Here is a 13942-nt window from a genome sequence, read left to right as displayed (position 1 = left end):
TTGCAACCTCCGGCCCGGCTCCAGCATCCCACTAGAACACGTTACCTTTGTTTGCATCAGCGTGGGAGCCGGTTGCTCCGCGGGCTGATATTGTGTTTGCTTATGTCCTTCTCTTCTTTTCTGGGGCGCCCGGTGCGCCGCCGTTTTTTTCTGCGCGTAGCCGGTGCCACCGCTGCTTCGTCGGCCCTGGTGCTGGCAGGCTGCGACGATGATGATACGCCCGAACAACCCACCACGGCCGGCACGGGCACCTTGGTGTTTGGCCGGGGCAACTTGGGGCTGTTGAACTACGCCTACCTGCTGGAGCAGCTGGAAGCTGCCTTCTACCAGGCCGTCGTCACCACGTTTCCCGCCGACTTTACCGCCGCCGACCGGGCTCTGTTCGTGGATTTGCGCGACCATGAGGTAATTCACCGCGAAACCTTTAAGTATACGCTGGGCTCCAATGCCTACGACGCCAATTTCACCGAGCCGCTGGCCTTTGATTTCTCCTCGTTCACGCTGACCACCCGCGCCGGCGTGCTGGCCGCCGCCCGCACGCTCGAAGACCTGGGCGTGGCCGCCTACAACGGGGCCGGCAAGCTGTTTGACCTAACCGCAGAAGGCACTGGCTACCTGCGCCTGGCCGGCAAAATAGCTTCCGTAGAAGCTCGGCACGCGGCCGTGGTGCGGGAGCTGCTGGAACCCGGCTCCTTCGCCGGCACCGACGTGGTAGGCAGCACCGGCCTCGACACCGCCCTCACCCCGGTGCAGGTGCTGGAGGCCGTGAGCAAGTATGTTAAGATAACGCTGGTAGGTACCAATCTGCCCACGCTGTAGGCGCATTTCTAGCGCATTTTCGTTTTTCGCTATGGATTTTCTGAAGCTGCTGAGCCACCTGGCCAGCGCCGACACGCCGACGCCGGCCGCGGCCGACACCCGCCGCCGCGCCCTGAGCCGCCTGGCCCAGACTAGCGCCGCGGCTTTGCCCGCTGCTCTCAGCCTGGCCCTTGCCCCGCCGGCCCAGGCCCGTCCCACTGCCAGCACCTACGACGCCCTGCGCCTGGCCCTGACGCTGGAATACTTGGAAAACGAGTTCTATACCCGCGCCCTAGCTAAGCCTACTTCCTTTTTCGGCTCGGCGGCCACCAGAGCGGCCATCCAGACCATCCAGAGCCACGAGCAGCAACACGTGGCTTTGCTGGAAGGCGTGCTGCGCAGCTCCGGCGGCACCGTGCCCACCAAGCCCAACTTCGACTTTACGGGTAGCAAAAACGGCACCCAGGCGGCCTCGTTCCCGGATGTATTCGACAACTTCGACACGTTTTTGCAGGTAGCGCAGCTACTCGAAGACGCGGGCGTGCGGGCCTATAAAGGCCAGGTGGAGTTTCTGCAAGCCGATAATTTCCTGCTCGAAACCGCCCTGCGCGCCCATTCCACCGAAGCCCGGCACGCCGCCCACATCCGGACGCTACGCCGCCAGCGCGGGGCCCAGGTAAAAAGCTGGAGCAGCCCCACCGACGCTCCGGTGGGCCCGGCGGCCGTGGCCGCCCAGGTGTATGCCAACGAGCAAACCACCACCCAGCTGCTGCCCGGCCCGCGCCTGGTGCCCTTCCGCGAATCGCTGCCCATCAACGTAGCCACTCCCCCACTGCCCCTCGACGCCATTCTGGCCAAAGTAGCCGAGGCCTTCGACGAGCCGCTGGACGGGCCCTCCGCAGAAGCCATTGTTGGGCTGTTCGCGTATTAAGTTTCAACTCCCTGACTGCGTTACCGATACAAAAGGAACGACTTTCGTCGTTCCTTTTGTGCTTTCAGGTGCTGTTGGGAACTGCTAACAACCGTTTGGTTGTATATATCGAACAAAAGTTTGTATCTTCAAACAAAAGCGTGCTGACCCCGGTCTTATACCGCAAGCCTTTTTTTGACTTGTCCGTATAAGCTCTCGTTTCTGACTTCCGCCCTACTGTTGCCCTTTACCAAACATCTCAAAAAGCCATGCTTGAGTACGCAAAAACCATTCTGCTCAAAGTGAGCTTCGACAAGATTCTCTTTGAAAAAGAACTGCGCAAGGCCCTGCGTATGCTGGTCCCGGCCGAGCTGTCTGAGCTGAAAGTGTGGTGCTACCAGCAGTTCTCGAAGCTCTACCGCCGCATCCTGAATCGGGTATTTGCGCAGCCCGTGGTAGCGTAGCTTCCAACCTATCTTCTTTTCAGACCCCGGAGCCGGGCGCCGCTTGTCACTTACGACAAGCTCGCGCCCGGCTCCGGCGCTTCTACTAATCACAGATTGTGCAGATTAAATGGATTGCACAGATTTCCTTTGCTTGTCTCTAATGATTCCAACTGCTGAGTAGCCTACATTCGCGGCTCATCGGTAGCTGAGTCGCTGGCGGTGGTAGCCGGGGCAGCTTCTTCGCCCAGCACAAACCGAATGTTGCGCTGCAAACCTGCGTAGCCCGTGCGCTTCACCGCCGACTGCCGGAACAGCTCCGAAAACAGCTCGTGCGTGATTTCGCGCCAGTCGCCGGGCGTTAGGTCTTTGAGGCTGGGGTGCGGGTTGAACTGGGGCTCCTGGTGGGGCCGGGCAAACCGGTTCCAGGGGCACACATCCTGGCAGATGTCGCAGCCGAACACCCAATTGCCGAACTGGCCCTGCACCTGGGTCGGAATCTGGTCTTTCAGCTCAATGGTGAAGTAGCTGATGCACTTGGAGCCATCCACCACGTAGGGCTCGGTAATGGCCTGGGTGGGGCAGGCATCCAGGCACTTGCGGCAGGTGCCGCAGTAGTCTTTGATGGGGCCGTCGTAGTCCAGCTCCACGTCCACAATCAGCTCGGCAATGAAGTAGAACGAGCCCACGCCGGGCGTAATCAGGTTGGAATTCTTGCCCACCCAGCCCAAACCGCTTTTCTTGGCCCAGGCCTTGTCGAGCACCGGCGCCGAGTCGACGAAGCACCGGCCACCTATTTCGCCAATTTCCTGCTGCATGTCCTGAAGCAGGGTCTTGAGTTTGTCTTTGATGACAAAGTGGTAGTCGCGGCCGTAGGCGTACTTGCTGATGCGCAGCGTGTCGTCGGGCTGCTGGGTTTCCTCGGGCGGGTAGTAGTTGAGCAGCAGGGAAATGACGGATTTGGCCCCGTCGACGAGCAGGCGCGGGTCGAGGCGCTTGTCAAAGTGGTTTTCCATGTAGCGCATCTGTCCGTGCATCTGGCGGCTCAGCCAGTTTTCGAGGCGCGGCGCTTCCTCTTCCAGAAACTCGGCCCTACTAATGCCGCAGTACATAAAGCCCAGCTCCGCCGCCCGGCGTTTGATGAAAGCGGTATAGTGGGCGGTGGGAAGCATTACGAAGCAGCCCCAGGGTATGGCAGCACATTCAATTCTGGAATAAACTGAAAATCACGCTGATTTTTGGTGAGCAGGGGCGCGCGATGCACAAGGGCAGTTGCCGCAATCAAGGCATCCGGAAGCAACAACCCACTGCTGAGGTAGAAGCGCGTTACTAAGTCATTTGCCACCAGAGAAATCTGCTCGTCTATCTGCACAACGCGAAAGGGCCGCAATAGCTTCTCAGTGCGTTGCTGATATTCACGGCTTTGGCTTCCTACGATAAGCTCCATCCGGGTCACTACACTAACAGCCGGCACACTCAGTCGCTGTACGATGGCTATCTGCTCGGCGGCCTGTTGAATCCCGCGCTGCCAATCAATCAACACATCCGAATCCACCAGCAAAAACGGGCTTATTTCACTTCCCATTGCTCGCGCCGCAGTTTCCGAATATACTCCACACTGTCGCGCATATCGTCGCGGTTTGCGTACATGCCAAAGAATTCCGGATCAGTAAGCGGGATTATTTCTTCTTGAGTAGGTGGCGTTGATTGGGCATAACGCCATTTTAGTTGAACTAGAAAACGTTCCAGTTCCCTAAGCGCATCAGCGGGCAGGCTGTTGATTTCTTTAACTAATTGCTGCGTTTCCATACTAGAAAGATACGGCTGAAAACTAGAAACGCACCGCTGCGGGCGGTGCGTTCCACTAGTAGTAAAGCAGGCTTGTAAAGCTTAGCTGAACAGCTCCCCCGTGGTGCTCCCCGAGTTGCCGCGCAGGTGCTGGGGCATGGGGCGGCCCAGGTGTTCGTAGGCCGCTTCGGTAGCCTCACGGCCGCGGCTGGTGCGCTTGATGTAGCCTTCCTGAATAAGGAAGGGCTCGTACACTTCCTCGATGGTTTCGGCTTCCTCGCCGCAGGCCGTGGCAATGGTGGTGATGCCCACGGGGCCACCCTTGAACTTGTCGATGATGGTGGTGAGGATGCGCTTGTCCATATCGTCGAGGCCGCGGGCGTCCACGTCGAGAGCGGCCAGAGCAAACTGGGCAATATCAACGGTAATGGTGCCGGTACCTTTAATCTGGGCGAAGTCGCGGGTGCGGCGCAGCAGGTTGTTGGCAATGCGGGGCGTACCACGCGAGCGGCGGGCAATTTCAAAGGCCGCGTCCTCGTGAATGGGCGTGCCCAGAATTTCGGCCGAGCGTTGCACGATGGTGGTTAGCAGCTTGGAGTCGTAGTACTCCAGGCGGGAGCTGATGCCGAAGCGGGCCCGCAGCGGCGAGGTGAGCATGCCGGAGCGCGTGGTGGCCCCAATCAGCGTAAACGGCGACAACGAAATCTGCACCGAGCGGGCATTGGGGCCCGAGTCGAGCATGATGTCGATGCGGTAGTCCTCCATGGCTGAGTACAGGTACTCCTCCACCACCGGGTTCAGACGATGGATTTCGTCGATGAACAGCACATCGTGCGGCTCCAGGTTGGTGAGCAGGCCAGCCAGGTCGGAAGGCTTGTCGAGCACCGGGCCGGAGGTCATCTTGATACCGGCTTCCAGCTCGTTGGCAATAATGTGGGACAGGGTGGTTTTGCCCAGGCCGGGCGGCCCGTGCAGGAGCACGTGGTCGAGGGCGTCGCCGCGGCGCTTGGCAGCTGCCACAAACACCTTCAGGTTTTCTACTACCTTATCCTGGCCGGTGAAATCGTCGAAGGAAAGGGGGCGCAGGGCCTTGTCAATGTCTTTGTCGGTGGCGTCGTAGTGCTCGGTGCCACCCGTTAGAAGCGGTTCGCGCATAAGCTCAAAATAGGGTTCAGCGTGTCGAAAGGTAACATGCTGAGCAGTGCCTTGGTGCCCTTTTTAGCAAAAAATATTGCCGCAAGTCTATCTTACTAAATTTAGTAGCAAGTCTACTCGTTACCGGCCTGCCCTTGCTGCTGCCGTTGTACCTTACGGGCCGTTTACTATACGCTTGCATGGCTGCTGACTCCTGGCTTACCTCTCTTCCCGCCGATTTCTACGACCAGCTGGCTCACAGCTTGAGCCTGCACGGCATGGCCGTGGCCGAGCTGCTGAGCCGTCCGCCCGACGAACTACTGCAGCAACTTACTCACCTCACGGGCCTTACCCTGAGCAGTGTGCAGCGCCTCAACAGCATCAGCAGCCACGAGGAGCTACTGGCCGTGCTGGGCACCGAGCCGCTGGCCCTCTATCATGTGCTGCTGTTGGGCCGCCTGACACTAGGCACCACGCTGGCCAAGCCCGTGCTGGCCTACGTGCAGCAGCAGATGCACATCAGCGCCGAGCAAGTAGCCAGCCTGACAGCGTATTGTACTGAGCTGAGCGGCGCCTTCCTGACTACGCTGGAAGACTACGTGCCTCCACCGGCCGGCAGCGTTTCCCTGGGTCTGCACCGCCTGCGGGTAGAAGAGGCATTTGCCCGGTTCTTGCCGGGACAACTCCCGGCGGCGCCGGCCGCTACAGTGCGCCTCACCGAACCCCAGCTGCACATGCTGCGTCTGGCACTGCTGCTGGTGCACAGCCTGCCCCCAGTTGCGAGCCATCCGTTTCTGCAAGCCGTAGCCCAACTACCCCAGCTCCGACCCGCCGCCCTGGAACTCCTAATTGAGCGGTTCGGCCACGCCCAGGCGCAGGAGCCTTTGCCGCTCACCATGCCGCAGCTGGTGCAGCTTTACCAGGCCATGCAGGTATGCGGCATGGTGTTCGTGTCGGATGTGATGGGCCGCCTGGGGCTGGAAGAGGCCTTTCCGACTTTGCCGGCCGCTGAAGCGGCAGCTACGGAAGCTGCTTCCGGCAGCCAGCGCCAAGCCGTGGGCGAAATGGTCAGTGGCTTTACCCGCTGGGTGCAGCACACCTTCCCCGACGCTCCCGAAATTCAGCAGGCCCGCGCCGAGGTATTGCGCCTGGCCGATGCGTTGTAGCGGCTGTTATTCCTCGCTGTGCTCGGCATGACGGCTACTTCTCTAGCAGCACTTCGATTTCCAGGTGCAGCCACTCGTCTTCCCAGGCTTTGTGAGTGAGGCGGGCCGTGAGCGGGTAGCCAGCGTCCAGCAGGCGGGCAATGGTTTCGTTGCGGCCCTCGGGCAGGTAGCCCAGCCAGAAAGAATCGGTGCCGGTGGTCAGCACGCGCACGGCCCAGTCGTCGTAGGCGCTGTCGGCTTCGCGCTGCAAGGCCAGGGGTTGGCCCACGGCCAGGCGGGGCTCGTAGGCCCGCAGCCCCTCCCGGTGAGACGTGCCGGCCACAAGGCATTCGAGCAGAACGAGTGGAGAAGATGCGGGAGCGGTGCCGGGCATACGACAGGATGGGTATGGGTGAGGCTGCAAAATAACGGCCCTGGAGCCAGCCTGCCGCATCAGACCAGAAAGTTTAGGCGCCTTGCAACCTCTCGGCAGCGGTGTGGCTCTTGTAGTTGATGGCCGTGGGTACCTGTACGTGAGGTTATCGGTATAACTGCTGTTTATTTCTACGTGATGCTATGTGTGTGGCGCGCTGCCCTTCTACCGCCGGGGCAGCGCGCCACTATAGTTTCAGGCCACCCAGACGATTTGCAGTTTGGTCCCGCTAAGCGGCGGTGGACTACTCAGCACCTGCGGTTTGCCAGGTTTGGGCTTATTACTGAAAATGAAACCGAAGTCGTTCAGGAAGTCGCCTGAACGTCCTGCTGAGCCTGTCGAAGCATCTCTACCGCGGGCTAACTACTGATGCTTGCCTAACGAAGCAGCAGAATTGCTTCGGCTCAGCTCACCATAACAGGTAAAAGGTGCCGTGGGTAATTTCTGAACGGCTTTGCCACCCAGCCAGCTACCTGCGCCACCCAACCTCCCCTGTCGGCAGCCGTACCTTTGCCCCACAATGTACAGCAAAACCGAAGCCTCCCAGCTCCGCCAGGCGTTCTGGACCACGTTTGGCCAGTATATGCAGCCGGTGCCCTCTGCCGAAGGTGGACCCGCTAACTGGATCAACTACAAAACCGGCCTCAAGCACGTGTACTTCCGGATGCAGGCCGACGGCCGCCACGCCACCATCGGTATCGAGCTGACTCATCCGGATGCGGGCCTGCGGGAACTGTTCTTTGAGCAGTTTCGGGAGCTAAAGCCCATGCTGGAAGAAGCCACCGGCGAGGCCTGGACCTGGAAGCCTGATGCCCTCGACGCCAACAGCCAGCCGCTCAGCCGCATCTACCAGGAGCTGCGCCCCGTCAACCTGTTCAGCCGCGACGACTGGCCCCGGCTGATTTCCTTCTTCAAGCCCCGCATCATGGCCCTGGACAAGTTCTGGAGCAGCGCCCAGTATGCGTTTGATGAGCTGCGGTAAACCAGCTCTGTAGCTGGTACTACTTTTATCATCCTATTTGAATACATTTAGAAGCGGCCGGACAACGGCTGTACATTTGTTTCAAGGGCTCTATTTTCTTTTTTCCTCCTTTATCTACTTCCACTAATGAAAATTCGGACGTTTTTGCTGGCATTGCTGCTGAGCCCTGGTGTTATTACTTCCGCTACTGCCGCAGCCCAGCCTGTTGCGCCTGCTGTTGCCGTGGCTCCTAACGGTTACATGATGATTATTTCCCGCGTGTCGCTGGGTTTTAATGCGCAAGCCAGCATCGTTATTGTGTCGCCGGATGGTAAGGAGCAGGTTAGAGAAATTGACTTTAGCCGTTTCAGCGCCAAGCAAATGGCCGCAAACATGACCGAAGTGCACAAAGCCGCTATGGCGGCCGTTAACCAGCTCACTGCCGATGGCTGGCGCCTGGTCAGCGTTGCGCCAAGCGACGTAATCAGCGGCGGCAATACTGTTTTCAGCCAGACGATTTACTACCTGGAGAAGAAGTAGGCCGCTAGTTGCTGGCAGCTGAAAAGCAGCCTCAATAGAAACGCCCCGCTGCCTTTTACCAGAGAGGCGACGGGGCGTTTTTGCGGCTGCGCTGGAAGCATTAGTACCGGCAGCTCTGCAAGTAGTACCAGCGCAAATCGACTTTGACAACCTAGCTGAGAAGCCGCCGCAGCCGCTGCAGCACCGCTTACAGAGTTAGCCGGCGGCGTGCACATCATTCAGCCAGTTAATCAAGTTCTGTAACTTTAATATCTCGCCTGGTTGCCTCCCCCTGCGCACCTGCGTCAGGGTTATTCACCTTTAACATTGCTTTAACTCCCAGTAGCAGTAAACCTGCCACCAGCCACATTGGTGGCAGGAATAATATCCACAAGGTGCATAGGCCGCCGTCACAACTGGTTCTGTAAAAATCAGGAATGACCAGGTATCCACTGATGACACAAAGCAGCAACCATAGTAAACTGAGTCGGAAACCAAGTTTATATAGCAGGAAGCCCACAAGTAATATAAACAAAGACACATATTCCATACTCGCAATTTATATGATAGCTGAAGACTTTAACCGATAATTTAAAAAAACAGCCCCTTCTGAATAGAAGGAGCTGTTTTTGTAGACAAAGCACACGCTAAAGCGTGTGCTACATTATTTAAACGCCTGGATGCCGGTGATATCGGCGCCGGTGATGAGCAGGTGGATGTCGTGGGTGCCTTCGTAGGTGACGACGGACTCTAGGTTCATCATGTGGCGCATGATGGGGTACTCGCCGGTGATGCCCATGCCGCCGTGGATCTGGCGGGCTTCGCGGGCTATGTCGAGGGCAATTTCTACGGAGTTGCGCTTGGCCATCGAGATTTGGGCACTGGTGGCCTTGCCTTCGTTTTTGAGCGTGCCCAGGCGCCACACCAACAGCTGGGCTTTGGTGATTTCGGTAATCATTTCGGCCAGCTTGCGCTGCTGAAGTTGGAAGGAGGCAATGGGCTTGCCAAACTGCTCCCGCTGCAACGAGTACTTCAGGGCCGACTCGTAGCAGTCGATGGCGGCGCCCAGGGCACCCCAGGCAATGCCGTAGCGGGCCGAGTCGAGGCAGCTTAGGGGGCCTTTGAGGCCTTCCACATTGGGCAGAATGTTCTCCTTGGGCACGCGCACGTTGTCGAACACCAGCTCGCCGGTGGTGGAGGCGCGCAGGCTCCACTTGTTGTGAATTTCGGGGGTGGTGAAGCCTTCCATGCCGCGCTCCACGATGACGCCCCGGATACGGCCATTGTCGTCCTTGGCCCACACCACGGCCACCTGGCACTCGGGCGAGTTAGAAATCCAGAGCTTGGCGCCGTTCAGCAGGTAATAGTCGCCTTTGTCCTCGATGCGGGTCACCATGCCGCCAGGATTGGAGCCGTGGTCGGGCTCGGTGAGGCCGAAGCAGCCCAGCCACTCGCCGGAGGCCAGCTTGGGCAGGAATTTGCGGCGCTGCTCTTTGGAGCCGTACTGGTAAATCGGGAACATCACCAGGGAGCCCTGCACCGAGGCCGTGGAGCGCATACCGGAGTCGCCGCGCTCAATTTCCTGCATGATGAGGCCGTAACTGATGTAGTCGAGCCCGCCGCCGCCGTATTCGGTGGGGATGGTGGGGCCAAACGCGCCGACTTCGCCAAACTTGCGCACGATGTCCGAAGGGAAATAGGCATCCTGAGCCCACTTCTCAATGCTAGGCGAGATTTCGCGCTTCACAAAGTCGCGGATGCTCTGGCGGATGAGCTTGTGCTCCTCGGTGAGCAGCCCGTCGAGGTCGTAGTAATCGGTGAAGCCGGCGGCATTCAGGGAGCCTTTGTTGCGCTGCACCTGGGCCTTGGTGGAAAGAACGTCAGCTTGGGAAGACATGGGAAGTTGGGTGGGGTTGACCGGTCAAAGATAGAGGTTTCGCTACGGACAACCGGCCGCTCCCCCGGCGGGTTCCAGACGCAAAAAACCCTGACCAGTTAGAGAGCCAGTCAGGGTTTTCGGAAAGGACGACGGGGCGGAGAATGCCACTAAACCACCCCAAGCCTCGTCCTCAGTAACGACCAAAAGGCAGATTTTTGGTCGGGGAGAGTCGCGCAGTAGGCTTGGCAAAGCACGTGCCGGAAAGAGGGCGTTGTCTGGCGCGAGGTTAGCGCAGCGTACCTCGTGCCCAGTATGCCGGGAGGCTACGCCTCCCCCGCTAGAACGACCTACGCATGCTCCTGGTGGCCCGGTCCCGGCTTGCCGCTGGCGCGGCAGTGGAGGCGCAGCCTCCACTTCATGCTCAGGCACGAGGTACGCTGCGCTAACCTCGCGCCAGACAACGCTAGCAGTAGCATTAGAGCTTCAACCCGACCGACACCAGGAAGTTACGGGTGGCCTGCGGGTAGTAGTAGTTGTAGCTCAGGCGCCGGCCGGCGGTGTCAAAATTGCCGAAGGTGTAGCCATTCGACTCGTATTCCTGGTTCAGCAGGTTGTTCATCAGCAAACCCAGCTCGATTTCCTGGAGCCAGCTGGGGCGCAGGGTGTAGCGCAAGCGCAGGTCCAGGACCTGGTAGGCGGGCAGGCTCCGCTCGGCGCTGGCGGAGTTGTCGAGAAACTGGCGGCTGACGGTTTTCAGCAGCAGGGCCGTGCGCAGGCCCTTCAGCGGCTGGGCCTCCACGGTGCTGGCCGACACCACGGACGGCGAGAAGGAAATGGTGGCGTTGCGGTATTCCAGCTCCCGCTGGCCTACCAGGTCGTAGTCGTCGTTGTAGATGTAGACTACCTCGCGGAAGTTTCGCAGCTGGTTGCGGCTCAGGGTCAGGGTGCTGCTCACGCTCAGCCAGTCGGCCCAGCCGGCCGCGGCGGTTAGCTCCAGGCCGGTGCGGTAGCTGCTCGGGATGTTGGTGCGCAGCGGGGTGCCCACGTCGTTGAGCTGGCCGGTGGCCACGAGCTGGTTGCGGTAGTTCATGTAGAAGTAGTTGGCCTCCAGGCGCAGGCTCGTGTTCTGGCCCAGCAGCGTGGTGCCGGTTTGCTGGAGGCGGTAGCCAGCTTCCAGGTCGTGGAGGCGCTCGGCGCGGGGCCGGTCGGTGGCGGGGCGGTCGGTGAAGTCGGCGCGCACGGGCTCCCGCTGGCCCACGGCAAAGCTGGCGTAAAGCTGCTGGCCCTCGGCCAGGGCGAAGGTGGCACCGGCTTTGGGGTTGAAGAAGGTGTAGCGGGCCCGCGTGGTTACGTCGCGCTGGTCGTCGTCGAGGCCGTTAATGGTGTAGCGAATGGTGCGCACCTGCGCGTCGCCGAACAGGCCCAGGCGCCCGGTGGCCTGCCAGGTGGCGCGGGCGTAGGCGTTGAAGTCGGTTTTCTCGGCGTCGTTAAAGTAGTAGCGGTGGCGAATGAAGCCGTTGGAAGCATAGCGGGCCCAGATGACTTCGCCGAAATGGTCGCCGAGGTAGCGGTTCCAGGCCCCGCCCAGGGTGGCTTGCAGCCGCTCGTGCTGGCGGGGCTGGTAGTTCAGGGCAAAGGTGCCGCCGAAGAAGTAGTTGTCCAGCCACTTGCGCCGCACCAGGTCGGTACGCCGGATGGTAGTATCGCCGAGCGCCACGTTTTGAAGGCCGTAATCGGCCAGCTTGTCAGCGGCCCGAAACTCCTCGTAGTAGCCAAACCCGCGGGTCAGGTGCAGGGCCGAGGCCAGGTTCCAGTCGGGGCCCAGGCCCTGGGTGAGGTGGAGCTGGTAGTGGTTCTGCTGGTAGTTGTCGGTCTGGTTGTCGTAGGTGAATTCGTTGTAGCGGCGGTTGGTTTGAAGCGAATCCTGGGGCACGCCGTTCCAGGCCTGGTAGGTTTTCTCGCGGCCCGAGAAGGTGATGAACTTGAGCAAGGTGTTCTTCTGCTGATATCCCGCCGCCAGATAATACGACTTCAAATCCGACGAAGCCCGGTCGATGTACCCATCGGACGCAATCCGCGACAACCGCCCATCCACCGAAAACCGGCCGCCCAGCAGCCCGGTCCCGAACTGCACGTTGTTGCGCCAGGTGTTGAAGGAGCCGTAGGTGTTCTGCGTCTCGGCGTAGGCTTCGCGGCGGGTTTCCAGGGTGCTCAGGTTGAGCGAAGCCCCAAAAGCCGCTCCGCCATTTTGGCTGGTGCCTACGCCGCGCTGCACTTGCAGGCTGGTGGTGCTGGAGGCCAAATCGGGCAGGTTCACGAAGAAAGCTCCGTGGCTTTCGGCATCGTTTAGGGGCACGCCATTGATGGTGACGTTGATGCCGGCAATGTCGGTGCCGCGGATGCGCAGGCCGGTGTAGCCGATGCCCGCCCCGGCGTCGGAGCTGGTCACCACGGAGGGCGTCTGGTCGAGCAGGTAGGGAATGTCCTGGCCGAAGTTGCGCTTGGCCAGGTCCTCCTTGCTCAGGTTGGCGTAGGCCGTGGCCGTCCGCTCGTTGGCCCGCGAGGCCGTAACGAGAGCTTCGCCGGTCAGCACGCTGGCTTCCTGTAAGGTCAGGGCCAGCTCCTGAGCCGTGGGCTGGCCTTGCACCAGTCGCACCAAAGGCTCGTAGCCCACAAACGTGACGCGCAACACGTGGGAGCCGGCCGGCACGGCGGGCAGGGCAAACGAGCCGTCGGGAGCAGTAGCGGTGGCCGTGCTGCCGTCGAGCAGCACGGTGGCGCCGGGCAGGGGCGCGCCGCTACGGGCGTCGCGCAGGGTGCCGGACACGGGCCCTTGCGCCCACGCCGCCAGCGGCAGCACCAAGAGCGCCGCGCCGGTAAACAATACCTGTTTCAAGCAGAAAAATGGAAAAGGTGGAACGGACCCGGCGCCAGGGGTCGGCGCCACGGGTGTTTCGTTCGCGGATCGTTTGTTCCCTTCGCCGGCATTACCCGGATCAGGTTCAATGGGTATGATCTCAGCCCCGGCAGCCACTCCCGGCCCAGGGCACCCCTAAACTTCTGGGCGCGAAGGTACGCGGCCCGGTCCAGATTTTCCAGCATGAGGCCTCCGAAGCTGTGCTGTGGCCCACCAGACCGATGTCATTCCGGCCGCAGGAAGGATTCAAGGTAGTTCTTGATGATGAACTCAGCCTCCTCCCTGCGGCCGGAGTGACAGAAGTACGCAGCCGTTTACGGAAGCCGGAACACAACGGGAGCTACCAGTTCGGCCAAACCCTCCTGCCGGAGCAGCTTTACTTTCGGCTGACAATCATGTACCTTAGGCAACAGCCAGCTGACGCCCGAAACCCTGGTCGAGCAAACAACTCCAGTCACCGGCTCGTTTTGCTTTTACCGCCTGCTGGCTTGTTTTTCCATTGTATCCAAGCTCATTCTGCTGCCATGACCAGCCTTGTATACTTACTTGTGGTGCTTGCCTTGGTCACGCTGCTGCTAGTGCTGCCGCGCCGGCGGTTTCGGCATCCCCCCGCCCCCGACAACGACGACGACGGTGGCGAACCGCTCGACGACGGCCTTCCCGACTTGGACCTCCCTCCCGGCATCTCCCGCCCCATCAACGATTGGGAGCCCGACTACAACCGCCCACGAGTGGAAGTGTAGCGGTTAGAGGCGAGATATGAGAGGTGAGAAGTGAGAGGTGAGAAGTGAGAGGTGAGAGGTGAGAAGTGAGAGGTGAGAAGTGAGACAATAGACCGGCAGCCCCAGCGGGGCGACATGTCGGTAGCCCGTCGAAGTCGTGAGAACAACAGAGCCCCAGTGGGGCGACACCATCATCTGCAAACGATAGGTGCCGCCCCGCTGGGGCTTTGCATCATCTTCACCCGCTGATTTCTACCGACATGTCGCCCCGCTGGGGCTGCCGTTCTATTGTC

14 protein-coding genes and 1 riboswitch are annotated in these 13942 nt (G+C 60.3%); of the genes, 7 read left to right on the top strand and 7 right to left on the bottom strand.

The window, feature by feature from the left end:
- Positions 1-102 precede the first annotated feature (102 nt).
- The 3 genes from OIS53_RS18765 to OIS53_RS18755 all read left to right on the top strand — a co-directional run bounded on the left by OIS53_RS18765 (position 103) and on the right by OIS53_RS18755 (position 2172).
- Positions 103-819, top strand: coding sequence for a ferritin-like domain-containing protein (locus OIS53_RS18765; protein ID WP_264680107.1), 717 nt, complete (start codon positions 103-105; stop codon positions 817-819).
- Positions 820-850: 31 nt separating this feature from the next.
- On the top strand, positions 851-1729 hold the full coding sequence (locus tag OIS53_RS18760; protein ID WP_264680106.1) for a ferritin-like domain-containing protein: 879 nt from the start codon (positions 851-853) through the stop codon (positions 1727-1729).
- 248 nt (positions 1730-1977) lie between these two features.
- A complete protein-coding gene (locus tag OIS53_RS18755; protein ID WP_264680105.1) occupies positions 1978-2172 on the top strand; it encodes a hypothetical protein in 195 nt (64 codons plus the stop codon).
- Positions 2173-2336: 164 nt separating this feature from the next.
- Here OIS53_RS18755 and queG read toward each other — a convergent pair whose 3' ends face one another.
- The 4 genes from queG to ruvB all read right to left on the bottom strand — a co-directional run bounded on the left by queG (position 2337) and on the right by ruvB (position 5094).
- Positions 2337-3323, bottom strand: a complete 987-nt coding sequence (gene queG, locus OIS53_RS18750; protein WP_264680104.1) for a tRNA epoxyqueuosine(34) reductase QueG — start codon at positions 3321-3323, stop codon at positions 2337-2339.
- Positions 3323-3736 carry a type II toxin-antitoxin system VapC family toxin gene (locus OIS53_RS18745; protein WP_264680103.1) on the bottom strand — a complete coding sequence of 138 codons (414 nt, stop codon included), beginning with the start codon at positions 3734-3736 and terminating at the stop codon, positions 3323-3325. The genes queG and OIS53_RS18745 overlap by 1 nt, the downstream gene beginning before the upstream one ends.
- Complete coding sequence (locus tag OIS53_RS18740) at positions 3721-3960, bottom strand: hypothetical protein (RefSeq protein WP_264680102.1); 240 nt, start codon at positions 3958-3960, stop codon at positions 3721-3723. Before OIS53_RS18740 ends, OIS53_RS18745 begins: the two co-directional genes overlap by 16 nt.
- An 81-nt stretch (positions 3961-4041) precedes the next feature.
- Entirely contained in the window at positions 4042-5094 is a 1053-nt protein-coding gene (gene ruvB / locus OIS53_RS18735; RefSeq protein WP_264680101.1) for a Holliday junction branch migration DNA helicase RuvB, read from the bottom strand.
- A 179-nt stretch (positions 5095-5273) separates the two neighbouring features.
- Between ruvB and OIS53_RS18730 the strand changes: the two genes are divergently transcribed.
- On the top strand, positions 5274-6239 hold the full coding sequence (locus tag OIS53_RS18730; protein ID WP_264680100.1) for a hypothetical protein: 966 nt from the start codon (positions 5274-5276) through the stop codon (positions 6237-6239).
- 34 nt (positions 6240-6273) lie between these two features.
- Here OIS53_RS18730 and OIS53_RS18725 read toward each other — a convergent pair whose 3' ends face one another.
- Positions 6274-6612: an HIRAN domain-containing protein gene (locus tag OIS53_RS18725; RefSeq protein ID WP_264680099.1), complete on the bottom strand. Its 339-nt coding sequence runs from the start codon at positions 6610-6612 to the stop codon at positions 6274-6276.
- Positions 6613-7171: 559 nt separating this feature from the next.
- Here OIS53_RS18725 and OIS53_RS18720 point away from each other — a divergent pair.
- Together OIS53_RS18720 and OIS53_RS18715 are read left to right on the top strand one after the other, a co-directional pair.
- Positions 7172-7633 (top strand): DUF4268 domain-containing protein, encoded by a 462-nt coding sequence (locus OIS53_RS18720; protein WP_264680098.1) that lies wholly within the window; start codon positions 7172-7174, stop codon positions 7631-7633.
- Between the two features lie 144 nt (positions 7634-7777).
- Positions 7778-8152 carry a DUF4177 domain-containing protein gene (locus OIS53_RS18715; protein WP_264680097.1) on the top strand — a complete coding sequence of 125 codons (375 nt, stop codon included), beginning with the start codon at positions 7778-7780 and terminating at the stop codon, positions 8150-8152.
- A gap of 643 nt (positions 8153-8795) precedes the next feature.
- On the opposite strand, the gene OIS53_RS18710 is transcribed toward OIS53_RS18715, so the two are convergent.
- Together OIS53_RS18710 and OIS53_RS18705 are read right to left on the bottom strand one after the other, a co-directional pair.
- Positions 8796-10028: an acyl-CoA dehydrogenase family protein gene (locus OIS53_RS18710; RefSeq protein ID WP_264680096.1), complete on the bottom strand. Its 1233-nt coding sequence runs from the start codon at positions 10026-10028 to the stop codon at positions 8796-8798.
- A gap of 457 nt (positions 10029-10485) precedes the next feature.
- The gene (locus OIS53_RS18705) at positions 10486-12906 is read right to left on the bottom strand and encodes a TonB-dependent receptor (protein ID WP_264680095.1); all 2421 of its coding nucleotides are present in this window, start codon (positions 12904-12906) and stop codon (positions 10486-10488) included.
- Positions 12907-12964: 58 nt separating this feature from the next.
- A riboswitch (TPP riboswitch) is annotated at positions 12965-13074 on the bottom strand.
- 377 nt (positions 13075-13451) lie between these two features.
- Here OIS53_RS18705 and OIS53_RS18700 point away from each other — a divergent pair.
- A complete protein-coding gene (locus OIS53_RS18700; RefSeq protein ID WP_264680094.1) occupies positions 13452-13670 on the top strand; it encodes a hypothetical protein in 219 nt (72 codons plus the stop codon).
- Positions 13671-13942: the final 272 nt, after the last annotated feature.

Origin of the sequence: Hymenobacter sp. YIM 151500-1 (assembly GCF_025979885.1) — a bacterium.
Taxonomy (GTDB): domain Bacteria; phylum Bacteroidota; class Bacteroidia; order Cytophagales; family Hymenobacteraceae; genus Hymenobacter.
Note: the sequence above shows the minus strand (reverse complement) of the source record. Positions and strands in the feature narration are given on the sequence as shown.

Bases quoted from the DNA above. Each gene is read 5' to 3' on its own strand.
- ruvB (WP_264680101.1), bottom strand. From the start codon at position 5,094: ATGCGCGAACCGCTTCTAACGGGTGGCACCGAGCACTACGACGCCACC.
- queG (WP_264680104.1), bottom strand. From the start codon at position 3,323: ATGCTTCCCACCGCCCACTATACCGCTTTCATCAAACGCCGGGCGGCG.
- OIS53_RS18745 (WP_264680103.1), bottom strand. From the start codon at position 3,736: ATGGGAAGTGAAATAAGCCCGTTTTTGCTGGTGGATTCGGATGTGTTG.
- OIS53_RS18710 (WP_264680096.1), bottom strand. From the start codon at position 10,028: ATGTCTTCCCAAGCTGACGTTCTTTCCACCAAGGCCCAGGTGCAGCGC.
- OIS53_RS18765 (WP_264680107.1), top strand. From the start codon at position 103: ATGTCCTTCTCTTCTTTTCTGGGGCGCCCGGTGCGCCGCCGTTTTTTT.
- OIS53_RS18730 (WP_264680100.1), top strand. From the start codon at position 5,274: ATGGCTGCTGACTCCTGGCTTACCTCTCTTCCCGCCGATTTCTACGAC.
- OIS53_RS18760 (WP_264680106.1), top strand. From the start codon at position 851: ATGGATTTTCTGAAGCTGCTGAGCCACCTGGCCAGCGCCGACACGCCG.
- OIS53_RS18700 (WP_264680094.1), top strand. From the start codon at position 13,452: ATGACCAGCCTTGTATACTTACTTGTGGTGCTTGCCTTGGTCACGCTG.
- OIS53_RS18755 (WP_264680105.1), top strand. From the start codon at position 1,978: ATGCTTGAGTACGCAAAAACCATTCTGCTCAAAGTGAGCTTCGACAAG.
- OIS53_RS18725 (WP_264680099.1), bottom strand. From the start codon at position 6,612: ATGCCCGGCACCGCTCCCGCATCTTCTCCACTCGTTCTGCTCGAATGC.
- OIS53_RS18740 (WP_264680102.1), bottom strand. From the start codon at position 3,960: ATGGAAACGCAGCAATTAGTTAAAGAAATCAACAGCCTGCCCGCTGAT.
- OIS53_RS18720 (WP_264680098.1), top strand. From the start codon at position 7,172: ATGTACAGCAAAACCGAAGCCTCCCAGCTCCGCCAGGCGTTCTGGACC.